The sequence below is a fragment of the Flavobacterium ardleyense genome, from assembly GCF_042686085.1.
GTDB lineage: Bacteria > Bacteroidota > Bacteroidia > Flavobacteriales > Flavobacteriaceae > Flavobacterium > Flavobacterium ardleyense.
The window spans coordinates 577,945-604,794 of record NZ_JBHUOL010000012.1; the positions used below are offsets into that span (position 1 = coordinate 577,945).

The window sequence follows — 26,850 nt, forward strand, 5'->3', positions numbered from 1 at the left end:
GTTTTAGTATTCCATTCCTTTTTAGTACTTTTGGTCGAAAGCTAGAAAAAAAGATGAAAATTATATCCTATAATGTAAATGGAATTCGCGCAGCTATTACTAAAGGTTTTTTAGAATGGTTGCAACAAGCGAATCCTGATGTTATTTGTTTGCAAGAAATTAAAGCTAACGAAGATCAAATTCCAACCGAAGCGATTACTGCAGCGGGTTATCCGTACCAATATTATTTTTCTGCGCAAAAAAAAGGATATAGTGGTGTTGCGGTATTGTGTAAAACAGAGCCTAAAAACATTGTTTTCGGAACTGGAATTCCTCATATGGATTTTGAAGGACGAAATTTACGAGTAGATTTTGAGAACCTTTCTGTAATGAGTTTATATTTGCCTTCTGGTACGAATATAGATAGATTAGAACATAAGTTTACGTATATGGATGATTTCCATAATTACATTAATGAGTTAAAAATCGAAGTTCCAAATTTAGTAATTTGTGGCGATTATAACATTTGTCATGAAGCCATTGATATTCACGATCCTATTAGAAATGCAAAAGTATCTGGGTTTTTGCCCGAAGAACGTGCTTGGTTAGATGTTTTTATGAAAAATGGATTCATCGATACGTTTCGTATGTTCAACAAAGAGCCACACAATTACAGCTGGTGGAGTTACAGAGCGAATTCTCGAAACAATAATAAAGGATGGAGAATTGACTATTGTTTAGTAGCTGAGTCACTCAAAAGTAAAGTTCAAAGAGCATTAATTCTGCCCGAAGCGAAACATTCCGACCATTGCCCGGTTTTAGTGGAAATCAGTAATTAAGGGCTAAGCATAATCAGTAAAAAATAAAAATCATAATCTATTTCAACGTCAAACTTGAAACAAAACAAACCTGAAACAAAAAATCAAATGATCAGAAAAATTGCCCTAGCCTGCTTAGTTTTAAGTTTAACTACCTCTTGTGTTTCTAAAAAAATCTATCAAGATTTAGAAGACAAATATGCGGATTTAAAGAAAGAACACAATGCTTTATCAGATGAAAACGGAACTTTAAAAACCGATAAAAATCAGTTAGAGTTAGATAGAAATAAATTACAAACTGATTTTGATACAGCAAAAGCAGAACGTGATAAGTTAGCTGCTGATTACGCGGCAACGAAAAAGAATTATGATAATCTAAAATCTTCATACGCAGCTTTAGAAAAAGATAGTAACGAAGCATTGTCAGCAAATATTAACAAAAACCGTCAATTATTAGCTGATTTAGAAGCAAAACAAAAAGCATTGACAGCAGAGCAAGACCGTTTAAATAAATTGAAAAAAGATTTAGAAGAATCTTCTTCTCGTTTAGCGGAATTAGAAAAAATGATGGCGAAGCAAGAAGCTTCAATGACAAAGTTGAAGGAAACTTTATCAAAAGCTTTAAATGCATTTGAAGGTAAAGGGTTAACTGTAGAACACAGAAACGGGAAGGTTTATGTTTCTATGGAAAATAAATTATTGTTTGATTCAGGTAGTTGGATTGTAGGTTCGGAAGGTAAAAAAGCCGTAAAAGCACTAGGAGATGTACTAGGTCAAAATCAAGAGATTTCGGTTTTAATTGAAGGGCATACGGATAATGACAAAATTACTGGAACTATCGGCGGTGGTGTTGAGAATAACTGGGATTTATCTACAAAACGTGCTACAGCAATTGTAAATATTTTAGTAGAAAATAAATCAATTGATAAGAAAAACTTAACAGCTGCGGGTCGTGGTGAATTTGCACCTTTAATGACAAACGAAAGTGCTGAAGGAAAAGCTAAGAATAGAAGAATTGAAATCATATTAACACCTAAGTTAGATGAGATTTCTAAGATGTTGAATGATATGTAATATGTTTTAGCCGAAAGGTTATCACTTCTTATAAAATTTATAGTAGAAAGGTTCAGAGTTTACTTTGAGCCTTTTTTCTTTTTTAAAAACTAACGTCTTCGTATATTTACGGTTTGAAATCTATAAAATGAACTACACAACATTACCGAATACCGATATAAAAGTTAGTGAAATTTGTCTTGGGACCATGACTTTCGGAAATCAAAATTCTGAAAGCGAGTCACATTCGCAATTGGATTTTGCCATAGAGAAAGGAATTAATTTTATTGATACTGCTGAAATGTATCCAATAGGTGGCAACGCGCAAATCTTCGGAAGTACGGAGCGACACATTGGAACTTGGATTAAGAAAATTGGTCAAGCCGAAAGAGATAAATTGGTAATCGCGACAAAAATTGCTGGACCAAATAGGGGAATGGAGTACATCCGTAAACCGTTAGATTTCTCGAAGAAAAGCATTACCGAGGCTGTTGAGTTAAGTTTGAAGAACTTGCAAATTGATACCATCGATTTGTATCAAATGCACTGGCCGGAACGTATTATGAATATGTTCCAAAAAAGAGGTGTTCAGGAATTAGATACTAATTGGCAGGAAAATATATTTGATGTCCTTACGGTTTATGACGGTTTAATCAAGGAAGGTAAAATAAAGCATATTGGACTTTCGAATGAAAATCCTTGGGGCGTAATGCGTTTTTTAATGGAAAGTGAAAAACATGGCTTACCAAGAATTAGTACGATTCAAAATCCATTTTCGCTACTAAATAGATTATATGAAGTCGGTTTGTCCGAAATTGGAATGCGTGAAAACGTTGGTTTATTGGCTTATTCTCCATTAGCTTTTGGTGTTTTATCTGGAAAATATGCAAATGGTTTACCCGAAAACTCAAGGATGAAACTATTTCCAAATTTTGTGCGTTATACAAATGAGAATTCTTTCAAAGCAACAAAATTATACCATGAGTTGGCTAAGGATAATAACTTAACTTTAACGCAAATGGCGTTGGCTTTTGTGCATCGCCAAAAATTTGTAACTTCCACAATTATTGGAGCAACTACAATGGAACAATTGCAGGAGAATATTACAGCTTTTGAAACTGTTTTGTCAGAGGAAATTATTACGGAAATTGAGAGAATTCAAGAACTAATCCCTAATCCGGCACCTTAAATATTTTTTAATAATAATTTTAAATCTTTCTTTATGTTACGTAAATTAAATTTGTCTATAATCTTTGCTTTTGTTCTTTCCTTAAACATGTTCTCTCAGACAACTTCCACCACTACTAGTGGTTCGACTAAGTTTGATATTAATCAATTTCACGGTATTGTGGCAGAGCCTAAAGGGAGTTCTGTACAAGGTTCGCAGTATTATCAGGAAGAGTTTTTAGACGCCCATATTTCTGTTGTAAATAATCAAATTGTGGCAGTAAGATATAATGTTGTTAATGATGAGATGGAATTTGAAAGAGGGGGCCAGGTTTTACAGATGTATAAAACGGATAGTTTAACTGTTAGTTTTTTGAAGATAAATAAGGTTTTCAAAGTTGTAGAGTATGATTTTAAAGGGCAAACTAATAAGGGGTTCCTAATTGCGAATACACAAAATGACAAAGTTAATTTCTTTATGAAGGAAGTAATAACTTACGTTCCTTTTAAAGATGCGTTAAGCTCTTATACACAACCTGTATCGGCTCATTATAGAAAAGATAAGAATGCATATTTCATTGAGATAAATAATAAAATAACTGAAATGCCGAACAAGAAAAAGAGCTTGTTGAAGTTATTTCCTAACAATGTTGATGCAATAGAAAAATTTTTAAAGACATATAAGACTGATTTTGATAGTAAAAGCGATTTAATTACGCTAACTAATTTTTTAAATAAACTATAGGAGCTTATTAAAAACCTATTATTTTAAAAACTATAATGTTATGAAAACATAAAACCTGACCGATTTCTAAAATTGGTCAGGTTTTCTTCTTGTCCCTTATGTCATTCTGAACTCGTTTCAGAATCTTTTATTTAATTACTCTTTAGAAACTGGAACGAGTTCAGCTTGACAAGAATAGCTTTACACTACAAATTAGAAATAACTTTATCTTTCGGATATTCGACTATGTAGGTAATTCGGTATTTTTTGGATTCTCCAGCACTTAGTTTAATATCTCAAGTTAGGATTCCAGTTTCTGTATTTACTTTTGCTTTTCCGTTGTCTGTTAAAACTATGGTGATTTCTTTATCCGTGCTAATTGGATATTGGTCTTTTAACAACAATTCAATCGCTTCTTTCTTGTTGTTTTTCACCGTAATTTCATAAGTGAATGTTTGTTCTTTTTAACTTGAGAAGAATTTAGTTCCCGATTTATCAGCAATTTTTTCACGGTTCACCGCAATTTTCTTGTCTCTTCCCATGCTCAAATTCAAAGTATCTGAAGTTTGGTTCGGATTGATGTTCGTTTTTCCAACATACATGCCTTCAAAAATAATATTAGCTTCACCTGGCAACAGATTGAATTTTGAATAATCTTTAATTTCTGCCAATAAAAAGGCTTCTTTTTCAGCTTTCGGAACGGCGTAGTATTTGTAAGTTGCAGGTAATTTTAGATTTTTCAATGCTACACTATGTGCTTTTCCATTCGATAAAATGTCATAAGGAATATCAATATCAAACGAAACATTTAGTTGATTCATTTTAAGCTGTGTTTATCTGAATTATAATTGTAAGTTTGATATGTAAAACATGAATTGTTGCTAATTTCATCTTTTATTTTACTAAATTCATGTCGATATTTAAAAAAATTCACATAAATAAATATTAATCTTAAAACTTTTTAAAAATGAAAACAAAGGCAAAATTTTTAGTTTACGGTATGATGGCTTTGGCCTTACTAATTACTTCCTGTTCCAGTGATGGCGAAACGGGGCCAGCGGGTAGCAACGGAACAAACGGAACAGACGGGGCAGATGGCGTTGCCAATGTTTACTTCTCTGATAAATTTTTTCCGGACTGGAATGAAGTAGATGAGGTGCGGTCGAAAAGAATGAAAATAACCAATCCTAATTTCTCAAAAGTAAGTCAAGGAGGCGTAGCTGTATTTGTTTATTGGTCTACAAATAATGGGACTACTTATGTTTTACCTTATACACAATACAATAATGATGGCACTGTACGATCAACCAAATCTTATTTATTAAGGGGTGGTGATCAATTATTTTTGGATATTAAAAAATTTGGAGCAGACTTTCTACCAAATGAAACGGAAGGTAAGATAGGTACTGCTATTCATAATCAGATTCGCTACATAATTGTGCCCTCTGGAACCTTAATGGGTAGATCTCAAGGAAGTGAATCCAATTTAGATTATTCTAATTTTGAAGAGGTAAAAAAGTATTATAATATATCTGAGTAAATCGGTTGTTTTTCACAAAACCTAGGCATAAAGCCTAGGTTTTTTGGGTTCTAATTAAAATTTTTGCACATAACTTAGTTATGCCTAGCAATTTAATATTTCCGTTTTGATCGTTTAACTAGGGTTAATTATGTTTAAACTTTAAAAGCCTGGAAACTTAGTAACTGCTTGAAAAAAATCATATAAAACAATGACAGTCAGTTGTTAATATACAATATGTTTTGTAACTTGGTGGTAAATAATTAAATAGATATAAATGAAAACCTGAACAATTTTGGAAATTGGTCAGGTTTTCTTCTTGTTCTTTATGTCATTCTGAACTCGTTTCAGAATCTTTTATTTAATTACTCTTGAGAAACCGAAACGAGTTCATCTTGAAAAGAATAGATTTATACTACAAATTTGAAATAACTTTATCTTTCGGATATTTCACTTTATAGCTTATTCGATATTTTTTACTTTCTCCGGCACTTAGTTTTATATCCCAAGTTAGAATTCCAGTTTCTGCATTTACTTTTGCTTTTCCGTTGTCTGTTAATTCTATAGTAATTTCTTTGTCCGTGCTAATTGGATATTGGTCTTTTAACAACAATTCAATCGCTTCTTTTTTGTTGTTTTTCACCGTAATTTCATAAGTGAACGTTTGCTCTTTATAACTTGAAAAGAATTTAGTTCCCGATTTATCAGCAATTTTATCACGATTCACTGCAATTTTCTTATCTCTTCCCATACTTAAATTCAGAGTATCTGAAGTTTGGTTCGGGTTGATGTTGGTTTTTCCAACATACATGCCTTCAAAAATAATATTAGCTTCACCAGGCAACAGATTGAATTTTGAATACTCTTTAATTTCGGCCAATAAAAATGCCTCTTTTTCAGCTTTTGGAACGGCGTAATATTTGTAAGTTGCTGGTAATTTTAAGTCTTTCAACGCTACGCTATGTGCTTTTCCATTTGATAAAATATCATATGGAATATCAATGTCAAACGAAACATTTAGTTGGTTTTCACTGATGGTTGTGTAATCTGAAATCGAAGCGCGTGCTTTATCCTTTTTAATTCCAGAAACAGAACCAGTGATTACTACTTCATTTAACTGAGTGTCGGCATTCTTATAATCATAATTTACATTATTACCATAACGTAAAAACCAAGCTTGTAAAATAGGAGCGGTGTTGTTTTGATTTGGATTGCCACTAGATAAAGTCAGTTTTACTTTTTTCCAATCAATTCCTGTATTTTGAACCACTTTTGCTTTGTACAATAAGTTGATTGGTGAATTGATATTATCAGCACGCAAATCATAGAATGGAGTCCAAGAAGCATTATTTGTAATGTAATTAATATCGAAATTTACTGAACTAGCAACATCGGTCATTACTTGTAAAACTAATTTCCCTTGTGAGGATTTTTCAGCTTTTTGTGTATTCAGTTCTAACTTGGAATTCAATCGGGTTAACTTCTCGTTTAGCTTTGTTTCCTTTTCGTATAACGTATTTACGGTATTACTTAATTCGTTTCTTTTAGTTCTATAATAATCTACCAATTTCATTAATTCTGAAACATTTAAGCCCGAATTTTCTCCTGCGACAGTTTGATTTTTATCTAATAAATCAATAGTTTTCGAATACGATACTTTTTCATTAGCGATTTTACCCAATTCTTTCTGGACTAAAATAATACTGTCGCGTACTTTTTTAATCGCTGGGTTCGTTTCATCAACTTCATATTCCGAAATAAAATTTCGTGTAAACTGAACGGAAAGCACGGTTACATTTGCAGGAGCACCAATTTGAATTGTATTTTCATTGATGTAATCAGCGATGTTTTTAATAACAACTTCACTAGTGCCAGAAGGAATTGAAACTGATGCCGAGTGTATTAATTCAGCCGAATTGCTGTAAACCGTCGCGTTTTTGATTTTAGCAGCTGTAAAAATCGGTTTTTGGGCAAGCCCAATTACCGAAAGTAATAAGAGTGTAGTTACTAGTATCTTTTTCATAGTTATAAATTTTGTCGTTTATACTATAGAGCGAAGTTTTTATAAAAAGGTTGGGATGAGCCTTAATTAAAAACCTAAAATTACTTTAGCAATCGAGAAATAAATCAAAATTCCTAAGATATCATTACTTGTCGTGATAAAAGGACCAGTGGCTAATGCAGGGTCAATTCCGTATTTATTCAATGTAATAGGCACAAAAGTCCCGATTAAAGAAGCAATAAGAATTACGGATAATAAAGCTATCGCAACGGTTATGCTAATGCTATAATCAACGCCAATAATGAAATGACTTCCAAGCATTAATATTACGGCAAGAATTAGCCCGTTGAATAAACTGAGTTTTAATTCTTTAAATAATCGGTGCCAAATCGTTCCACCTAAAGTATTGTTGGCTAAACCTTGAACAATAATTGCAGAAGATTGTACACCTACATTTCCGGCCATCGCAGCAATTAATGGTGTGAAGAAGAATAAAACCGCATAATTTTCCATCGCACCTTCAAAAGTGCGCGAAACTTTTACCGCAACAAAACTTCCTAATAACGCTAAAACTAACCATGGTAAGCGTGCTTTTGTTAAAGCTAAAATACTATCGTCAGCCTCAACGTCTTTAGAAATACCCGCTGCTAACTGGTAATCCTTATCGGCTTCTTCTTTAATTACGTCAATAATATCGTCAATGGTAATTCTTCCCACTAATCGGCCTAATTCATCTACAACAGGAATGGCTTCTAAGTCGTATTTTTGCATTATTCGGGCAACTTCTACATCTTTAGTATCTACTTTTACGTAATCTACTTTTTTGATATAAACTTCGCTAATTGGTGTTCTTGTTGAAGTTGTCAATAAGTCTTTTAAAGACAAACGCCCCGTTAAACGCCCTTCATCATCCACAACATATATCGAATGAACTCGAGTTACATTTTCAGCTTGTGCACGCATTTCTTTTACACAAGTTAAAACGCTCCAGTTTTCATTTACTTGAACTAACTCTTTTCCCATTAAACCTCCGGCAGAATCTTCGTCATAACGCAATAAGTCTACAATGTCTTTTGCGTGTTCAACATCCTCTAACTCCGAAATTACTTGGTCTTTTATGTGTTTTGTTAACTCACCGATAATATCAGCGGCATCATCAGTACTTAACTCGTCAAGCTCTTCGGCAATTTCCTTCGGTGTTAAGTTTCTTAAGATTTTCTCTCGAACCTCTTCGTCTAACTCAAGTAGAATTTCGGCAGTTTTTTCAGAATCTAACGTATTAAAAATATAACCAGCACCAAAATCATCGAGTTCCCCCATAATTTCGGCAATATCAGCAAAGTGAATGTCCTCAAGAAGCAATAATAATTCTAATGATCTGTTTTCGCTTATAAGAGTTTCTATCTGAGATAGAAATTCATTGCTGATTTTAAATTCCATCGGCTCCTATTTTGTTGGTTATTTCTATGAATTGATCGACCGTAAGTTGCTCTGGTCTCAGGTCAAAGATAGTGTCTTCTTTTAAACTATCCGAAAAACCGAAGGACTTTAGGCTATTTCTTAACGTTTTCCTTCTTTGTTGGAACGCAGTTTTTACGACGCGAAAAAATAATTTCTCGTCACAATCTAATGTATAATTTTCTTTTCGTCTTAAACGTAAAACACCAGAATCTACTTTTGGTGGTGGATTAAAAACTTCGGGTGGAACGGTAAATAAATATTCAGCTTCATAAAAAGCTTGCGTTAAAACGGATAAAATCCCATAAACTTTACTTCCTTTTTTCTCACAAATACGTTGGGCAACTTCTTTCTGAAACATTCCAGCAAATTCTGGGATTTGATGCCTCATTTCTAAGGTTTTAAATACAATTTGTGTTGAAATATTGTAAGGGAAATTTCCAATAATTGCAAAAGGTTCGTCATTAAAAACTTCATTCAAATTATATTTCAAGAAGTCTTTCGAAATAATATGATCTTCTAATTTAGGATAATGAACTCCTAAATAGGTCACCGAATCTCTATCAATTTCAATGACAAAAGTTTCAGTGGGTTTGTCCAAAAGATATTTCGTTAAAACACCCATTCCTGGACCAATTTCTAATATTTTAGAATAACCTTCCAACGATAAAGTATCAGCAATATCTTTCGCGATGCTTTCGTCTTTTAGGAAATGTTGTCCTAAATGTTTTTTTGCGTGTACTTTTTCCATGTTAGTTTTCTATATGATAAAATTCGTCCATTACTTCTAATTCTGTTCTAAAGGCTAACATTTTATCAGCAAAAAGCGCTAAACCTTCTTGGCGTAATCTCGGTGCGTGATTCAAATAATAATCTTCTAATTTAGCTCTTGAATCTGTGAAATATTGCGCAGCGTAAGTTGTGCCTCCCATTTCTTCTTCCACCATTACTTTTACTAACTTAGCTTTGATAAATAATCCCGTTTTTAAGACATCACTAATGTGTTTGTTTTGCATCCAATTTAACCAATCGGTATGGATGCTTTCGTCTACGTTTACGGTTACGTTGTATATAATCATTTTTATAAAATTTCAAGTTTAAACCTAGATTGCACTGTCGCCTCTAAGTGTTCGGTATTGTTTTCTACTTTCGGTATAATACAAACTATCTGGATGTTCTAAAACCATTTTTTCGTAGAAGGCTTTTGCTTTTACATTATCCAAAAGGAATTTGCGATAAATTTCTGCAGAAAAGAACAAAGCTTCGTCAATATAAATTCCGTCCTTATGGTTGTCTAGAATATTTTGATAATACGTTAAAGCTTTCGTGTATTCTTTTTTCTGTTCGTAAATTTCGCCCACTTTTAAAAGCGTTCCGGCTTCGATACTTTCTCCTTTGTGTTTTTCTATAATTGCTAGAAAAGATTGTAGTGCTTCGTTATTTTTCTTTTGATACAATTGCAAATCTGCTTTTGCGTAAGCTTGAAGTGCCACTCTCAAACTGTCTTCGGCTGAATTATCTTGGATTAATAAAAACATTTCAATGGCATCATTCGCAATTAATAAACTCGAAGATTGTTTTAAGATTTTCACTTGTTGCAACGTCCAGTCGAAATCCCCTTTATAGAAGTTTGCAGTGGCTAATTTCATGCTTGCTTCATGAGCTAAAACATCATTTTTTAAGTTATCTTCAACTTGAGCATAATATAAAATCGCCTGGTTGAATTTTTCGTCATACACCATGATATCAGCTAAGTCCATTTTGACTTTAGCTTGATCTCTGATGTTCAATGATAACTTCAAGGTATTTTGCAGCAGATTTTTTGCCAATTCAGGCTGTTTCAAATAGAAAGCCTGAAAATTTGCAGTTAATAACTGTAGGTCTAAAGAATAAGGAGTAATGCCGAATTTTTTTAGTAACTCTGTTAATTTGTCATTTATTATTTTGTATTCCTCGGGAAGTGCCGATTCAATTTCCATTGTCATTAAAAAATGATGAGCTTGCATTTGTAATTCCAAATCCTGCGTATTTTCTAAGACGAAAGTTAAGATGTTTGAAGCGTCTTCATTCTGTTTCTCTGCCATTGCTAATCGGGCAAGACTAACAATCGTATAAAAGCTTTCTGGGTTTCTTTTGTAAACTGCTTTTTCTTGTATAAACGCTTTTCCGTATTCTTTTTGTTGCACAAACAACCAGCTCAGCGACTGATTCCAATAGATGTCTTGTGATTTTTGAATTTTAAGCAACAAACTTTTTCTTATGGATTCTGCAAAATTTCCGGTAGCGTCATCTGCTAAAAAACGAGTTAATTGATTGTAAACTAAAGCTGTATTTTCGGGATTTTTAAAACCATAATCTAGTAATTTTTCTAGCATGCTATCTAAATTTCCTAATTGTCCCTGAAGCATTGCCATTTGATAATCGAAATTAAGCGCGGGTTTTGCTTTTTGTGCGATTTCATAGGTTTTTATGGCCCAATCTAACAATACTTTTTTCTCAAAAGAACTTGCAATTTGATAAGCATAATTGGGTTCTTTCTCTACTTCTTTGAGTGCTAATTCATATTGTTTTTTCGCTTCCGCTTCCTTTTTCTGAAGTTTGAAATTATAGCCTAATTCTATTAAAAGAATCGGTTGATTGTATTTTGTTTTTCGTTCGGTAATCGCTTTTTCAACTTTATCATATTGCTGTAGTTCTTGCTGACATTCGATGATTTTCTGAAAAAAGTAGTAGTTTGATGGTTGTTTTTTAGCGTTTTCTTCAAAAATCGATAACGCTTTTTCAAACTCACCTTCTTCAAAATAATGCAACGCCAATTGTTCGTTTTGGGCCGTAACCAAAAAAGAAGACAAGAAAATGACGATAAAAGCAATTTTTTTCAGCATAAATTAAAATGAATAATGTACTAAAGTAACACTTTTTGGTGCCAACTTAGTACATTATTTTATAAAGATTAACGTTTAGTTAATAATATCAAATCCGGTATATTTTCTTAAAACTTCAGGAACTACAATACCTTCTGGCGTTTGGTAGTTTTCTAAAATTCCAGCTAATACTCTTGGTAAAGCCAATGAACTTCCGTTTAAAGTATGTGCCAATTGGTTTTTACCATCTTTATCTTTGAAACGCAATTTCAAACGATTTGCTTGGAAGGTTTCAAAGTTAGAAACTGAACTGATTTCTAACCAACGTTCTTGTGCGGTAGAAAACACTTCAAAATCATAGGTTAATGCCGAAGCAAAACTCATATCGCCACCACATAATCTTAAAATTCGGTAGGGTAATTTCAATTCTTGCAAAATTCCTTTAACATGTTCTACCATTCCGTCTAATGCTTTGTAAGAATTATCCGGGTGTTCAATACGTACGATTTCTACTTTATCAAATTGGTGTAAACGGTTCAAGCCACGAACGTGAGCTCCATAAGAACCTGCTTCTCTGCGGAAACAAGGCGTGTAAGCCGTACAAAGAACTGGTAATTCACTTTCATTCAATAAAACATCTCTGAAAATGTTAGTTACGGGAACTTCTGCTGTTGGAATTAAATATAAATCGTCAATTCCTGCGTGATACATTTGTCCTTCTTTGTCTGGCAATTGTCCTGTTCCAATTCCTGAAGCTTCGTTTACTAAATGAGGAACTTGGTATTCTAGATAACCTGCATCGGTATTTTTATCTAAGAAATAAGTGATTAAAGCACGTTGTAATTTCGCACATTTCCCTTTATAAACTGGAAAACCCGCTCCCGTAATTTTTACACCTAATTCAAAATCAATTAAATCGTATTTTTTTGCTAATTCCCAATGAGGCAATGCACCTTCGTGTAATTTTGGAATTTCACCTTCTTCGAAAATATTTAAATTTTCTTCCGGAGTTTTTCCAACAGGAACGATTTCTGCAGGTAAATTAGGTAATTTATATAATTCGTCTTGTAATTGAGCGGTAATATTATTTAAAACTTCGGTAAGTTCTTTGTCTTTTTCACGAAGTTGTACTGATTTTTCTCTTAAGATTTCAGCTTTCGCTTTTTCGCCACCTTTCATTAAATCACCAATATCTTTGGACAGCTTATTAGATTCTGATTTAATAGTTTCTAACGCTGATTGAGTAGCTCTTTTTTTCTCATCAAGAGTAATTACTTCATCAATTGCAGCTTTGGCGTCAATATTTCTTTTCGCCAACTTTTGCACTACTTCTTCTCTGTTTTCTCTAATGTACGCTATTTGTAACATAATATATTGGATTTTAAAGCAACAAATTTAAGAAAATGGATTCAGATAATCGACATAAAACAAAAATGCTGTTAAGTTTACTAATTAATATCTATTTCTTTATAAACGCATTCAAATTATAAGAATTTTGTATTATATTCGCTAAAATTTGAGTTTAATGGAATTTATTAAATTCTTTTACTAAAAAAACCAACTATTTATAGCTAATAAACGCGCAACTAATGAAAAAAAATCTGCTTTATTTATTACTTCTCTCTTGTGCTTTTGGGTTTGCCCAAGATGACACTGATGTGTTCGAGAGAATGGTGCAATCGGAAATGAGAACTGCTTCGTCACTTCAAAATTTTGTTGCGAATGCTAATACCGCTAATTATGATATAATTTATCACGAATTGCGTTTTACAGTTGATCCTTCAGTGAATTTTATTACTGGTAAAGTAACCTCTACTTTTAAGGCATTGGCTCCAATGAATAAAGTTACGTTTGATTTGACAAAACAATTGGTTGTTAGTTCTGTAAAGTCTGCAGGCGTTATATTGAATTTTGTTCAAAATACAAATAATGAATTAGTAATTACTTTACCTCGCACTTTAGCAACTGGAAATCCGGCAACTGTAGTTATCGAATATTCTGGAGTTCCTGCAAGTGGCCAACAAGCTTTTACTAAAACAACCCATAATGGAAATCCGATTATTTATACATTATCGGAGCCTTTTGGTGCTAGAGATTGGTGGCCTTGTAAGCAAGATCTGAAAGATAAAGTTGATAGTATTGATGTTTATATTACTAGTCCATCGCCCTATATCGGAGTAACCAATGGAAAGTTAGTAAGTTCAAGCACTCTTGGCGGAAAAATTACAAGACATTTTAAACACGGCTATCCAATTCCTGCTTATTTGATTTCATTAAACGTTTCTAATTTTGCTAGTTATAATTTTCAAGCAGGATTAGGTAACGCTGAACGTCCATTTTTCCCAATTATAAATTATTTATATCCGGAATCAAATACTGCAAACGTCAGGGCTGCAATTGATGTAACAGCTCCTATTATGAATGTATTTGAAGAGAAATTTGGTTTGTATCCTTACCGAAATGAACAGTATGGCCACGTGCAATTTGGTTGGGGTGGTGGCATGGAACATACTACCATGTCGTCGATGGGAAGTTTTGGAAGAAGTTTAATTGCACACGAATTAGGACATCAATGGTTTGGAAATAAAATAACCTGTGGCAGTTGGAAGGATGTATGGTTGAATGAAGGTTTAACGGAATATGCAGCCGGGATTGTGGTGGAAGAATTAGATGGAGCCGCGTCTTTCGTTTCTTGGAAAAATAATAAAATCAATACTATAACTTCTCAAAGCGGGGGAGCGGTTTATTTAACCGACGCCGAAGCGGAAAATGTAGATAGAATATTTAGTTCACGATTATCTTATGACAAAGGTGCGATGGTGACTCATATGTTGCGCTGGGTGATGGGTGATGTAAAGTTTTTTCAAGCTTTAAAAAGTTATTTGAATGACACTAATTTAGCATTTGGATATGCGCTAACGGGCGACTTAAAGGCGCATCTGGAAGCAGCTCACGGAAGCAGTTTAACCGAATTCTTCAATGATTGGATTTATAAACAAGGTTATCCAACATACAATGTTAATGCTCAAAATTGGGGTGCAGGACAAGCTAAAATAACTGTTGGACAAACGCAATCGAATTCAAGTGTTACTTTTTTTGAGATGCCGTTAGAAATCAGGTTGAAAGGCGCAGGCGGAGCAACGCATGATGTGGTGGTAAATAACACAACAAATAATCAACAGTTTATTGTTTCAGTTCCTTTTAAGGTGACAGGAGTTACTTTTGACCCGAACAAACATATTATTTCAAGAAGTAATAGTGCAGCTTTATCTAGGGCTGCTTTTGAGGTATCACAAACAGTTTCGGTGTATCCGAACCCAGCAAATGATCAAATCCACATCATGATGCCGTCAACACTACTTATAGAAAAGATTGAAATTTATAATACATTAGGACAATTAGTTGGGCAAGAAAAAACTAGTGATTTCTCAGTAAGTGAGTTATCCGCTGGGTTACACGTGCTTAAAATTTCTACTTCGGAAGGCGTAATTCATAAAAATTTTATAAAAAAATAGGTCACACATAAAATTATGATGAAAAGTAAGGTGAATACCTTACTTTTGTCGTTTAAATAAAAGCATAGAAATGATTCAAGTAGCTCAAATATTATTTATATTATCGGTTTTAGTAATTCTTCACGAATTAGGTCACTACATAGCAGCGAAAATATTCAAAGTTCGCGTTGAGAAATTTTACTTATTTATGGACGCTGGTTTTTCTTTGTTGAAAAAGAAAATTGGTGATACAGAATGGGGAATTGGTTGGTTGCCATTAGGAGGTTATGTAAAACTTTCGGGAATGATAGATGAAAGCATGGATACGGACCAAATGAATACGGAACCGCAACCTTGGGAATTCCGTTCAAAACCAGCTTGGCAACGTTTAATTATTATGTTAGGTGGAATTACAGTAAATATAATTTTAGCTTGGTTGATTTTTACTATTATGTATTCAACTGTTGGTCAGAAATTCATTGCAACAGAAAAAATTCAAGAAAACGGATTAGCTTTTGGAGATGTTGGTCATAAAGCCGGATTTGAAAACGGAGATAAAATTGTTTCAGTTGACGGAAAGTTTCAGCCGAGTTTCAACCGTATGACTTTAGATATTTTATTAGGAGATAAAGTTGAGGTAGAACGTGATGGTAAAATCATAGATGTGATTTTAACAGACGAGATGAAAGGTGAAATCATAAGTAAAGAAGGAAAAGAATTCTTAGGACCACGTTATACAAATTCAGTAGTAGATTCAGTTGTTCCAAAATCGGAAGCTGAAAAAGCAGGCTTATTGATGGGTGATAAAATAAAATCATTAAACGGAACTAATTTTGTTTATTACGATCAATTTAAAGATGGCGTTTCAAAACACAAAAATGATAGTATTGCTTTAGTAGTTTTGAGAGGAGAAAAAACAGTTGAATTAAAAGCTAAGGTAGACAAAGAAGGGAAGTTAGGTTTTTTTAATAAACCTTTAGATAAATTAGATTTCGAAGTAAACAATCAACTTACGTTTGGGCAAGCAGTTCCTGCAGCAGTGAAGGAATCTTGGTCTTTATTAGTGTACAACGTAAAACAGTTCAAATTAATTCTAAGACCCAAAACAGAGGCTTATAAACACGTTCAGAGTCCTATTGGAATTGCTCGTCGTTTGCCAGATACTTGGAATTGGGAGTTTATTTGGAACTTTACAGCCTTGTTTTCAATTGGATTGGCGTTCATGAACTTGTTACCAATACCAGGTTTAGATGGTGGACACGCCTTATTTACAATAGTTGAGATGATAACAGGCAAAAAATTGTCTGATAAAGCAGCAGGTTATGTGCAGACTGCCGGCATGATTATCTTGCTGACCTTAATGGCTTTAACCTTTGGAAAAGACATCTACCAATTAGTAGCAGATAAACTTTTCTAATTTTTTAGTCAAAATAATTTGCGATAACAAAAAATCAGTTTATATTTGCACTCGTTAAAAATAGCAATACCTTCCTTCTTAGCTCAGTTGGTTAGAGCATCTGACTGTTAATCAGAGGGTCCTTGGTTCGAGCCCAAGAGAGGGAGCAAATTTTTAACGAAAGCACATTTACCTTTTAGGTAATTCCTTCTTAGCTCAGTTGGTTAGAGCATCTGACTGTTAATCAGAGGGTCCTTGGTTCGAGCCCAAGAGAGGGAGCAAAAGAAAAGACTTTACAGCAATGTAAAGTCTTTTTTATTTATAGTTATTTTTAATTGACTATTATTTGTTCAGTTGGTTCCAGCCCAAAGCCTGTTCCGTTTTTTTCGGGAAGAGGGAGCAAAAGAAAAGACTTTACAGCAATGTAAAGTCTTTTTTATTTTAAAGCTATTTTGAATTGATTGTTATTTTTCAAAATGGTTGGAGCCCAAAGCCTGTCCCGTTTTTACGGGAAGAGGGAGCAAAAAAAAGACTTTATAGTAATGTAAAGTCTTTTTTGTTTTAGAGCAATTTTGAATTAGTTTTTATTTTTCAAATTGATTCCAGCCCAAAGCTTGTCCCGTTTTTTTCGGGAAGAGGGAGCAAAATGAAAGACTTTACAGCAATGTAAAGTCCTTTTTTTTTTAAAGCTATTTTGAATTAATTGTTATTTTTAAAAATGGTTGGAGCCCAAAGCCTGTGCCGTTTTTTACGGAAACAGGAAGTGAAAGAAAATACTTTAAAACCAACGTAGAGTTTTTTGTTTTAATCAATCCCTTCTCAACCATCCTGTAACACTCAATCTTGCTTTATTGGTTTCTAAAACCTCGTGAACCAACTCGTCACTTTTAAAGAAAACTGTTTTTCTATTGGTTGGTGCTACTTTCTGAACTTTCTCGTCGTCATAAATACACAATTCACCACCATCTTCCGGTTGCCAATTTTGGTTTAAATACGTAATCATCGAAAACTGTCGGCTTGAATTATCTTTAAACTGATCCAAATGCTTTCGGTAAAAACTTCCCTTATCAAATAAGGCAAAATGGAATTCATAACCTGTGATTCCGGTATAACAACTGCGGTTTAAATACGACACATAAGCATCCATTTGGTCTAAAAATTGATTTTCGAATTCATTGTTATTGTTTCGCTCTAACCAATAAATTTCGTCGCTTCTAATTTCGGCATTGTGCGTTAATTTGGCAACATTGCCTATTCCTGCCGCTTTTAATAAATTTTGTTCCTTTAAAGCAAACAGACGATCTATTAAATGTTGGGCCAATTCTTCCGAAACAAAATCGGCGACAATTCCCACTTTCGTATCTAAATAACTCGAAATTAACGTTTCAAAACAATCTTCCATTTTAGTATAGTTGTAAAATATCGCACAAAGATATAATTTAATTTGGGCGTTACCACAAGGGTCGGGCTGTCCGTTTCAATCTTTATTTTATAAAATTTTTGTAATTTTATAAAATAAAGGATTTGCTCTCCCATCCCTAACGCAACCCTAGTTTTCAAATAAAAAATGTAATTTTACGAAAACCTTTCGAAATGGAAAATAAATTAGAACTTTCAAGAGACACTCAATCAATATGGCAAAAAGAAACAATCGAACACCGACTTTCATTTTTACCACAACTAGCCAAAATACTTTCAGACAATAAACAAAAATACGCGGAATGCATCACCAATGAAATGCATAAACCCATAACTCAAGCAATCGCTGAGGTGGAAAAATGTGCATTATTATGTACGTATTATTATGAAAACGCTGCTCAATTTTTGGCAACAAAACATATAAAAACAGATGCTTCTGAAAGTTTTGTTACTTATGAACCTTTAGGCGTGCTTTTGGGAGTTATGCCTTGGAATTTTCCGTTTTGGCAAGTTTTCCGATTCGCAGTTCCATCAGTAATGGCGGGAAATACCGTTTTAGTCAAACATGCAAGTAACGTTCCGAAATCGGCTAAGCTAATCCAAACTATTTTTGAAGAAGCTGGTTTTCCAAAAGGATGTTATCAAGATTTACCTATTCCAAGTGATGAGGTTGCTGAAGTTATTGCGAATCCAATCATAAAAGCAGTTTCACTAACCGGAAGTGAGCAAGCCGGAATAGCCGTTGCCACCGAAGCCGGAAAACACTTGAAAAAATGTGTGCTAGAATTAGGTGGAAACAATGCCTTTATTGTTTTAGAAGATGCAAATCTTGAAAAAACTGTTGCAATAGCCGTAAATGCACGAATGCAAAACGCGGGACAAAGTTGTATCGCATCAAAACGATTTCTACTACATGAAAACGTTGCCGATGCTTTCGTGTCTCAACTAAAAACAGCCATCCAAAAGTTGAAAACAGGAAATCCATTAGATAAAACCACAGAAATAGGCTCATTAGCCCGAGAAGATTTGGCGGAAGAATTAGAAGTGCAAGTAAATAAATCGATTGAAATGGGAGCAAAGCTAGTTTGTGGTGGCAAAAGAACAGAAGCTTTCTACGAACCTACAATTTTGACAAATGTTTCAGTAGAAATGCCTGTTTTTAAAGAAGAAACCTTTGGTCCAGTTGTGGCAGTTACGACCTTTAAAACACTCGAAGAAGCTATTGAGTTAAGTAATACTTCTGAATTCGGATTAGGTGTTTCCGTTTTTACACAAGATATTGAAAACATCAAAAAACACATCAGTTCTTTTAATGAAGGAGCCGTTTTTATCAATGAAATGGTAAAATCAGATCCAAGATTGCCTTTTGGTGGCGTAAAAAAATCAGGCTATGGTAGAGAGTTATCGGAAAACGGAATCAAAGAATTCGTAAACGTAAAAACAGTTGTGATTAATAATTAAGTTTTTTTAACTTCCCCTCCTTTGGAGGGGTGCCTGAAAGGCGGGGTGGTTTTTCTGATGTAAATAAAACAATATAAATGCAAGAGGAAATCTTAACAATAATTCATGGCATCTCAATTAAGAGAAATTTCGTTTTAAATTTACCTTATAATCCTTTATTAAAAACTAGAGCAAAGGCACTCAGGAAAGCAGGTAATTTTTCGGAAGTTGTGTTTTGGAAAGAAGTAAGGAACAAATCATTTTGGAATATCGATTTTGATCGGCAAAGAATAATTGGTAACTATATTGTGGATTTTTATGTAAAAGCTCTCGGTTTAGTTGTTGAAATTGATGGTGAAATTCATAATTCTCAAGAAGAGTATGATAAAAAAAGAGAAATGTATCTTAAGAATTTAGATTTGAAAGTTTTTAGAATTTCAACTTCAAAAATTTTATATTATGTTGAAAACGGTATGAAAGATTTAGAGCAATTTATTATTACTGAATTTAAAAGTAAGGTTAACCACCCCGCCCAAGGGCACCCCTCCAAAGGAGGTGAAAACGAATAAAAAGAAAATAAAAAACCATGAAAAAACTATCGTTATTACTTCTAGCAATATTAGCTTTCTCATGCAAACCGTGTGAGAATACAATTCAAAGAGTAGACAAACAAACAATCGCAACAATTCTTGATAACTGGCACAAAGCTGCTTCGGAAGCAAATTATAATGATTATTTCAATACAATGGCAGATGAATCTGTATTCATAGGAACAGATGCAACTGAAAATTGGAATAAAAAAGACTTTCAAACTTATGCAAAACCCCATTTTGACAAAGGGAAAGCTTGGAGTTTTAAAGCTATCGAACGCAACATCTATATAAGTGCCGCTAATAAAACGGTTTGGTTTGATGAATTACTGGATACGCAAATGAAAATTTGTAGAGGTTCAGGCATTTTAGTTTTTGAAAACGGAAATTGGAAAATAAAGCAATACGTGCTTTCCATGACCATTCCTAATCAAATATCAAAAGACGTGATTCCCTTGAAAATAGCAATTGAAGATAAAATCATACAAGAAAAGAAAAAGTAAAACCAATTATGGTAATTAAACCCGAGCAATTTGTCTCGGGTTTTTTTATGTCCAAATGTTAAAATTTAATCTTTTTTCATTTTCAGAAAACCAAGCCGTTTCATTTTGCGTAAATGCTACTAAACAAACATAAAATGAAAACAAATAAAATTTTAAAAATCGCAGGAGGAAGTGTTCTTGGAGTTTTCCTGATTCTTACTACAGTTTTAGTAGTTCATATTGCAAATGCTAAACCATTGGTTGTGGATAATGCTTCTTTGCAGATCAGCAGAATAGACTTTAAAGAATCGATTGACTCTTTAAAAGCGAAAGAAATCCACAGAAATTTAAAATCAATTCCAGGCGTAAAAACGGACCGATTGAATATGGAAACGGGTGTATTGGTTTATTTCCATGATATGAAAGTCGCGAATTCAGAATACGTTTATAATAAATTAGTAGCCTTAGGAAATTATAATGCAGAGCGTTATGTCTTACCGCAAGAATTAGCAAATAAAACCGCCTGCCCGGTTATGAGTGAAGACAGCTTTAGCTACAAGTTTTCAAGAGGCATTCAACGAATTTTTAATTAATTTACAAATACTATTACTATGAAAAATCTTTCAAAATTAGCCTACTTGGCTTTGTTTATTGCTTCAGGAACTTTCGTCACTTCTTGTAGCGACGATGATAATGCTGTTGATGCTCCAATGGAACCAACCTCTTTATATGCAAAATTAGGGGGAACCACAAAAGTTGCAGACCCTAACAATCCAGGGCAAATGATTGAACAAGGACGTTTAAGCTATCGTTCAGTGGTTGATTCAACGATTACCTTAATTGTTTCTGATGCTATTACTGATGCGCCAGGAAATCTATCAGCACACTTCGCGCCGGTTCTTTCTGAAGCCTTAAGTGGAAACACTACAAATGTTGCTATTTTAAGTAAAAACCTTACTGATTTCTTTTCTGCAAATACAGGTGGTGGTGCTACAAATACTTATTCGGGTTTAAATATGGTTAAAACGCATGACCCGGCTCAAAACCCACGTATGGGAAAAAAAATTAACGATACTGAGTATGATAAATTCATTGGATACATCGGTCAATCTGCAGGTTTAAATGGAGTTACAGATCCAATGTTGATTGGTGAGGTTGTAGATGTTTTAGAATCATTAAGAGCTCCTATAGTTCAAGAATAGTTTGTTTTTTGTTTAACGAAAGACGCCCCGATTTATCGAGGCGTTTTTTTATTTGTTATAAATGTGTTTTTTTAAATTTTCAAACATATCTACTGTCATATTTTCTAAGTCGAAATCATTTTTCCAACCCCAATCTGTTCGTGCCGTTTCATCATCAATACTTGCAGGCCAGCTGTCAGCAATTTTCTGACGGAAGTCGGGCTCGTAGTCCAATTCAAATTTTGGATAATGCTTTTTAATCTCTTCTCCAATTTGCTTTGGTGTAAAACTCATTGCGGCTAAATTGTAGGAAGAGCGTATTTTTATTTGTGCTGCTGGAGCTTGCATAATGCTAATCGTAGCTTTGATCGCATCATCCATATACATCATTGGAAGTTCTGTGTCTTCAGATAAAAAACTTGTGAATTTTCCGTCTGTAATAGCTTTGTGATAAATATCTACAGCATAATCTGTAGTTCCTCCACCAGCTTCTGTACTCCAACTAATTAAACCTGGATAACGGATACTTCTAACATCTACACCATATTGTTTGTTATAATATTCAGCCCATCTTTCACCTGTTTGTTTTGAAATTCCATAAACCGTTGAAGGTTCCATTATCGTATACTGAGGCGTATTTTGTCTTGGTGTAGTAGGTCCAAAAACGGCAATACTTGATGGCCAGAAAATTTTCTTAATCTTTCCTGCTTTGGCTAAATTTAAAACGTGAAACAAAGAATTCATGTTCAAGTCCCATGCAAATGCAGGATTTTTTTCGGCTGTAGCCGAAAGTAAAGCAGCCATTAAATAAACATCTGTAATTTGATATTGCTCAATTAAATGTTCAATTTGGTTGTAATCTAAAGCATTAACTACTTCAAAAATACCATTATTAACTACATCATTGTTCAGTTTTCTAATGTCTGAAGCAATTACATTGTTAACGCCATAAGTTGCTCTAAGCTTTGCAGTAAGTTCAGTACCTATTTGACCACAAGCACCAATAATTAAAATTTTTGTATCCATTTTATTGAATTAAATAGACAGCAAATATACCATTTTAGCCTGAGTTTTTGTGATGCAGTATTGTTATATTTTTACTAAAACAATAGTTTCAGTTCGCTTTTAATAAAAAAGAATGGATTTAGTAAGAATTCATGAAAAGCCAACGTCTTGCTTTTCAAACAACTGTTAAGAAAATATTAGTTTTACGTATTAGTTTTATAAACATTTGTACCTTTGGTTCTTTAAAATAAAAAATGAAAAGTTTTATAGCAATTGTACTGGTTTTTTCTTTAAGTCTAATGTCGTGCGAGAAGGACTCCCAACAGCAGTTAGAAGCCGAAAAACTAACTCAAAAAAACGAGGCTGTTTTTAAAAATATTTCTAAAATGTGGCAGTTCCATTTCCCTAATCCTAAGCCAGAAATTAAGGCTAATTTGAGCAGTTGGAATCAGTGGAGACAATTTGAAATTGAAATGCTTCAAAACCCAAAATCTAACTTATTGGCTTTCCAGCTAAAGACTAAAAATATTGCTGTAAAGGCTGATAGTTTAGCAATAACGGCACCATTAGAGTATCAAATACCTCAAGTTTTAAGTCGATTAACTACCTTGACTACAAAAATAAAATCTTTGGAAACTTTCATGAATTTAGAAGTTATTCCTGAAGCTAGGATTGCTAAATTGATTCCTGAAATTAACGAAGAAATCAAAGGTTTATACAATCAATGGGATGAAATTGTTATTAAAAAAGCTATTCCTAAGGAATTTGGAGAGGAGCAGATGTTGCAAGCATTAGATACTACAAGAAATGCTAGACCAAAACAAATGATAGAGAAAATGCAAATTTCAGATCAAATAAAAGACGAATAGTATTGAGCAAGTCAGACATTATTTCAATTTACGATAAGTCACCAAAAATTGCTGTTTTAGAAAGCACTTTTGCGTCACGAAAAAAATCCCATGCTAGCGGTTTGGTGGGTTCTGCATTGTCTTTTGTAATGTATTCTTTGTTTAAAAAATCGGAATTACCATTACTGATTTTATTTAGAAATAAGGAAGAAGCTGCTTATTATTTAAACGATTTAGAACAATTGTTAAATACGGAAGATGTACTTTTTTATCCAAGTTCCTACCGAAGACCTTACCAAATTGAAGAAACGGATAACGCCAATATTTTATTACGTGCCGAAGTTTTGAATCGGATTAATTCTCGTAAAAAACCCGCAATTATTGTTTCTTATGCGGAAGCGATTTTTGAGAAAGTAGTGACTCGAAAAGAATTAGAAAAAAATACGTTGAAATTAGCGGTGAGTGATAATTTATCGATAGATTTTATCAACGAAACTCTATTTGAATATAATTTTAAACGCGTTGATTTCGTTACAGAACCTGGAGAATTTTCGGTTCGTGGTGGAATTATAGATGTGTTTTCATTCTCGAATGATAATCCGTACCGAATCGAGTTTTTCGGTAACGAAGTAGATAGCATTCGAAGTTTTGATGTGGAAACGCAATTGTCCATCGAAAAGTTAAAAAAGATTTCGATTATACCGAATGTTGAAAACAAATTATTACAAGAAAACCGTGAGAGTTTCTTAGATTATATCAGTGAAAAAACTGTTATTGTAATCCAAAACACAGAAAGTTTAGGGGAACAATTAGATAAATTATTTGATAAAGCAAAGGAAGCATTTGGTGCTTTGTCTTCAGATATTAAACATGCTCCGCCAGAAGAGTTATTCGTCAATCAGAAGCAATTCTTACGAAGAGCCTTAGATTTTTCGGTAGTGGAGTTGCAAGCAAAAGCAGTTTTTAAGATTGACAAATCGGTGGAATTTCATATCCAACCTCAACCTTCGTTCAACAAACAATTCGATTTGTTGTTGAATAACCTTAGTGAGAACCATTTCAACGGCTATAAAAATTATTTATGTTGTTCAAATGAAAATCAAGCGAGTCGTTTTCATGATATTTTTGCTGACATGGACGAAGCCAATTCGGAAAGTATTCGCAAGCAATATAAAACCTTGGTATTGCCTTTGTATGAAGGTTTTATTGATGAAGAAAATCAAATAGCATGTTATACCGATCATCAGATTTTTGAGCGTTATCACAAATTTTCTATCAAAAGTAATTATTCAAAAAAGCAAACGATTACTTTAAAAGAACTGACTTCATTGTCGGTTGGCGATTATGTAACGCACATTGATCACGGAATTGGGAAATTTGGTGGTTTGCAAAAAATTCAAGTCGAAGGCAAAACGCAAGAAGCCATTAAATTGGTTTATGCTGATAACGACATTGTTTATGTAAGCATTCATTCGCTGCATAAAATTTCGAAATATAACGGAAAAGACGGAGCACCACCTAAAATTTATAAATTAGGAAGCAATGCGTGGAAGGTTTTAAAACAGAAAACAAAAGCTCGTGTAAAACATATAGCCTTCAACTTAATTCAGTTGTATGCGAAGCGACGATTAGACAAAGGTTTTCAGTTTGCACCGGATAGTTATTTGCAAAAAGAATTAGAAAGTTCTTTCATTTACGAAGATACACCCGATCAAATTACGGCTACAGCCGATGTAAAAGCGGACATGGAAAATGAACGTCCGATGGACCGATTGGTTTGTGGTGATGTTGGTTTTGGAAAGACAGAAGTTGCAATTCGTGCTGCTTTTAAAGCTGTTGATAATGGTAAACAAGTCGCAATCTTAGTTCCAACTACAATTTTAGCATACCAACATTATAGAACTTTTACCGAACGATTGAAAGATATGCCCGTTACGGTAAGTTATTTAAATCGATTCAGAACGGCGAAACAAAAATCTGAGACACTTCAGGATTTAACAGCAGGAAAAGTTGATATTTTGATTGGAACGCATCAATTGGTAAATAAAAATGTAATTTTTAAAGATTTAGGTTTACTAATTATTGATGAAGAGCAAAAATTCGGAGTAAACGTAAAAGATAAATTAAAAACGATTGCCACAAATGTGGATACTTTGACATTAACAGCAACTCCGATTCCGAGAACTTTACAGTTTTCATTGATGGCTGCTCGAGATTTATCGGTAATTACGACTCCTCCGCCAAATCGTTATCCTATTGAAACAAACGTTGTTCGTTTTAACGAAGAGCAAATTCGTGATGCTATTTCGTATGAAATTCAGCGTGGCGGACAAGTTTTTTTCATCAACAATCGAATTGAAAACATTAAAGAAGTTGCTGGAATGATTCAGCGTTTGGTTCCTGGAGCGAAAGTTGGAATCGGACACGGACAAATGGATGGCAAGAAACTGGAAGAACTGATGTTGGCTTTTATGGAAGGCGATTTTGATGTTTTAGTCGCGACAACTATTATAGAAAGTGGTTTAGATGTGCCCAATGCGAATACAATTTTCATCAACAATGCGAATAATTTCGGATTATCAGATTTGCATCAAATGCGTGGTCGAGTAGGAAGAAGTAATAAAAAAGCATTTTGTTATTTCATCACACCGCCATATTCAATCATGACAGGTGAAGCCCAAAAGCGTATTAATGCATTGGAACAGTTCAGCGAATTAGGAAGTGGTTTCAACATTGCGATGAAGGATTTGGAAATTCGTGGTGCTGGAGATTTATTAGGTGGCGAACAAAGCGGTTTCATCAATGATATTGGTTTTGATACTTATCAGAAGATTATGAACGAAGCCATTGACGAATTGAAAGAAAACGAATTTAAAGATTTATATCAGGAAGAAAATGATATCGAAACTAAAGAGTTTGTAAAAGATATTCAAATTGATACCGATTTTGAATTGTTGTTTCCAGATGAATATATAAACAATGTTGCTGAACGGTTGATTTTATATAGCGAATTAGGTCAGATTAAAAACGAAGAGACCTTACAAAAATTCGAACAGAAACTAATTGATAGGTTTGGTGCTTTGCCAAGACCAGCTATTGCTTTATTGAATAGTGTTCGGATAAAATGGAAAGCCACTTCAATTGGATTAGAACGTCTGTTGATGAAACAAGGCAAAATGATTGGTTATTTTATTGGCGATCAACAAAGTAGTTTTTATCAATCCAATCGTTTTATAAAAGTAATGCAGTTTGCTCAACACAATGGAAACATCTGTAAAATCAAAGAAAAAGAGACTAAAACAGGATTAAAATTGTTGATTACTTTCGAAAATGTAAAATCGATTAATAAAGCTTTGGAATTGATGGAAAGAATGTAAAATTATCAAATTTTGATATTTTATTATTGTAATA

Annotated in this window: 22 protein-coding genes, 2 tRNA genes and 1 pseudogene; 16 read left to right on the forward strand and 9 right to left on the reverse strand. The window is 33.6% G+C overall.

Going from position 1 to position 26,850, the window contains the following annotated elements:
• Positions 1 to 53: 53 nt before the first annotated feature.
• The 4 genes from ACFSX9_RS08330 to ACFSX9_RS08345 all read left to right on the forward strand — a co-directional run bounded on the left by ACFSX9_RS08330 (position 54) and on the right by ACFSX9_RS08345 (position 3,762).
• Positions 54 to 818, forward strand: a complete 765-nt coding sequence (locus ACFSX9_RS08330; protein ID WP_379806561.1) for an exodeoxyribonuclease III — start codon at positions 54 to 56, stop codon at positions 816 to 818.
• Between the two features lie 87 nt (positions 819 to 905).
• Positions 906 to 1,871, forward strand: a complete 966-nt coding sequence (locus ACFSX9_RS08335; protein WP_379807067.1) for an OmpA family protein — start codon at positions 906 to 908, stop codon at positions 1,869 to 1,871.
• 127 nt (positions 1,872 to 1,998) lie between these two features.
• Positions 1,999 to 3,039, forward strand: a complete 1,041-nt coding sequence (locus ACFSX9_RS08340; protein ID WP_379806562.1) for an aldo/keto reductase — start codon at positions 1,999 to 2,001, stop codon at positions 3,037 to 3,039.
• Positions 3,040 to 3,072: 33 nt separating this feature from the next.
• Complete coding sequence (locus ACFSX9_RS08345) at positions 3,073 to 3,762, forward strand: hypothetical protein (RefSeq protein ID WP_379806563.1); 690 nt, start codon at positions 3,073 to 3,075, stop codon at positions 3,760 to 3,762.
• 185 nt (positions 3,763 to 3,947) lie between these two features.
• Here ACFSX9_RS08345 and ACFSX9_RS08350 read toward each other — a convergent pair.
• Positions 3,948 to 4,574: pseudogene (locus ACFSX9_RS08350) on the reverse strand (DUF4139 domain-containing protein); the annotation flags it as partial.
• A gap of 134 nt (positions 4,575 to 4,708) precedes the next feature.
• Between ACFSX9_RS08350 and ACFSX9_RS08355 the strand changes: the two are divergent.
• Positions 4,709 to 5,281 carry a hypothetical protein gene (locus tag ACFSX9_RS08355; protein ID WP_379806565.1) on the forward strand — a complete coding sequence of 191 codons (573 nt, stop codon included), beginning with the start codon at positions 4,709 to 4,711 and terminating at the stop codon, positions 5,279 to 5,281.
• 394 nt (positions 5,282 to 5,675) lie between these two features.
• On the opposite strand, the gene ACFSX9_RS08360 is transcribed toward ACFSX9_RS08355, so the two are convergent.
• The 6 genes from ACFSX9_RS08360 to serS all read right to left on the reverse strand — a co-directional run bounded on the left by ACFSX9_RS08360 (position 5,676) and on the right by serS (position 12,952).
• A complete protein-coding gene (locus ACFSX9_RS08360; protein WP_379806567.1) occupies positions 5,676 to 7,283 on the reverse strand; it encodes a DUF4139 domain-containing protein in 1,608 nt (535 codons plus the stop codon).
• Between the two features lie 66 nt (positions 7,284 to 7,349).
• Positions 7,350 to 8,702: a magnesium transporter gene (mgtE, locus tag ACFSX9_RS08365; RefSeq protein WP_379806569.1), complete on the reverse strand. Its 1,353-nt coding sequence runs from the start codon at positions 8,700 to 8,702 to the stop codon at positions 7,350 to 7,352.
• Entirely contained in the window at positions 8,692 to 9,471 is a 780-nt protein-coding gene (gene rsmA / locus ACFSX9_RS08370; RefSeq protein WP_379806571.1) for a 16S rRNA (adenine(1518)-N(6)/adenine(1519)-N(6))-dimethyltransferase RsmA, read from the reverse strand. The genes mgtE and rsmA overlap by 11 nt, the downstream gene beginning before the upstream one ends.
• 1 nt (position 9,472) lies before the next feature.
• Entirely contained in the window at positions 9,473 to 9,799 is a 327-nt protein-coding gene (locus ACFSX9_RS08375) for a DUF4286 family protein (RefSeq protein WP_379806573.1), read from the reverse strand.
• Between the two features lie 24 nt (positions 9,800 to 9,823).
• Complete coding sequence (locus ACFSX9_RS08380) at positions 9,824 to 11,605, reverse strand: tetratricopeptide repeat protein (RefSeq protein ID WP_379806575.1); 1,782 nt, start codon at positions 11,603 to 11,605, stop codon at positions 9,824 to 9,826.
• A gap of 75 nt (positions 11,606 to 11,680) precedes the next feature.
• On the reverse strand, positions 11,681 to 12,952 hold the full coding sequence (gene serS, locus ACFSX9_RS08385; protein ID WP_379806577.1) for a serine--tRNA ligase: 1,272 nt from the start codon (positions 12,950 to 12,952) through the stop codon (positions 11,681 to 11,683).
• Between the two features lie 221 nt (positions 12,953 to 13,173).
• Between serS and ACFSX9_RS08390 the strand changes: the two genes are divergently transcribed.
• The 4 genes from ACFSX9_RS08390 to ACFSX9_RS08405 all read left to right on the forward strand — a co-directional run bounded on the left by ACFSX9_RS08390 (position 13,174) and on the right by ACFSX9_RS08405 (position 16,753).
• Entirely contained in the window at positions 13,174 to 15,099 is a 1,926-nt protein-coding gene (locus tag ACFSX9_RS08390) for a M1 family aminopeptidase (protein WP_379806579.1), read from the forward strand.
• Positions 15,100 to 15,169: 70 nt separating this feature from the next.
• Positions 15,170 to 16,495: an RIP metalloprotease RseP gene (gene rseP / locus ACFSX9_RS08395; protein WP_379806581.1), complete on the forward strand. Its 1,326-nt coding sequence runs from the start codon at positions 15,170 to 15,172 to the stop codon at positions 16,493 to 16,495.
• 72 nt (positions 16,496 to 16,567) lie between these two features.
• Positions 16,568 to 16,641 (forward strand) — tRNA-Asn (locus ACFSX9_RS08400).
• 38 nt (positions 16,642 to 16,679) lie between these two features.
• Positions 16,680 to 16,753 (forward strand) — tRNA-Asn (locus tag ACFSX9_RS08405).
• 529 nt (positions 16,754 to 17,282) lie between these two features.
• Here ACFSX9_RS08405 and ACFSX9_RS08410 read toward each other — a convergent pair.
• Positions 17,283 to 17,876, reverse strand: a complete 594-nt coding sequence (locus tag ACFSX9_RS08410; protein WP_379806583.1) for a 2OG-Fe(II) oxygenase — start codon at positions 17,874 to 17,876, stop codon at positions 17,283 to 17,285.
• A gap of 191 nt (positions 17,877 to 18,067) precedes the next feature.
• Here ACFSX9_RS08410 and ACFSX9_RS08415 point away from each other — a divergent pair, with 191 nt between their 5' ends.
• The 5 genes from ACFSX9_RS08415 (at position 18,068) to ACFSX9_RS08435 (ending at position 21,607) form a co-directional block, all read left to right on the forward strand.
• Positions 18,068 to 19,354 (forward strand): NAD-dependent succinate-semialdehyde dehydrogenase, encoded by a 1,287-nt coding sequence (locus ACFSX9_RS08415; RefSeq protein WP_379806585.1) that lies wholly within the window; start codon positions 18,068 to 18,070, stop codon positions 19,352 to 19,354.
• A 77-nt stretch (positions 19,355 to 19,431) separates the two neighbouring features.
• Entirely contained in the window at positions 19,432 to 19,902 is a 471-nt protein-coding gene (locus ACFSX9_RS08420; protein ID WP_379806587.1) for an endonuclease domain-containing protein, read from the forward strand.
• A gap of 17 nt (positions 19,903 to 19,919) precedes the next feature.
• Positions 19,920 to 20,426, forward strand: a complete 507-nt coding sequence (locus ACFSX9_RS08425) for a nuclear transport factor 2 family protein (protein WP_379806589.1) — start codon at positions 19,920 to 19,922, stop codon at positions 20,424 to 20,426.
• A 134-nt stretch (positions 20,427 to 20,560) separates the two neighbouring features.
• Positions 20,561 to 20,998, forward strand: a complete 438-nt coding sequence (locus ACFSX9_RS08430; RefSeq protein ID WP_379806591.1) for a hypothetical protein — start codon at positions 20,561 to 20,563, stop codon at positions 20,996 to 20,998.
• A gap of 18 nt (positions 20,999 to 21,016) precedes the next feature.
• Positions 21,017 to 21,607: a globin family protein gene (locus ACFSX9_RS08435; protein ID WP_379806593.1), complete on the forward strand. Its 591-nt coding sequence runs from the start codon at positions 21,017 to 21,019 to the stop codon at positions 21,605 to 21,607.
• Between the two features lie 48 nt (positions 21,608 to 21,655).
• Here the strand turns inward: ACFSX9_RS08435 and ACFSX9_RS08440 are convergent, their stop codons facing one another.
• Positions 21,656 to 22,612, reverse strand: coding sequence for an NAD-dependent epimerase/dehydratase family protein (locus ACFSX9_RS08440; RefSeq protein ID WP_379806595.1), 957 nt, complete (start codon positions 22,610 to 22,612; stop codon positions 21,656 to 21,658).
• 233 nt (positions 22,613 to 22,845) lie between these two features.
• On the opposite strand from ACFSX9_RS08440, the gene ACFSX9_RS08445 reads away from it, so the two are divergent.
• Both ACFSX9_RS08445 and mfd read left to right on the forward strand, forming a co-directional pair.
• A complete protein-coding gene (locus ACFSX9_RS08445) occupies positions 22,846 to 23,460 on the forward strand; it encodes a hypothetical protein (protein ID WP_379806597.1) in 615 nt (204 codons plus the stop codon).
• Between the two features lie 128 nt (positions 23,461 to 23,588).
• Positions 23,589 to 26,816 (forward strand): transcription-repair coupling factor, encoded by a 3,228-nt coding sequence (gene mfd / locus ACFSX9_RS08450; protein ID WP_379807069.1) that lies wholly within the window; start codon positions 23,589 to 23,591, stop codon positions 26,814 to 26,816.
• The last annotated feature ends 34 nt before the right edge of the window (positions 26,817 to 26,850 follow it).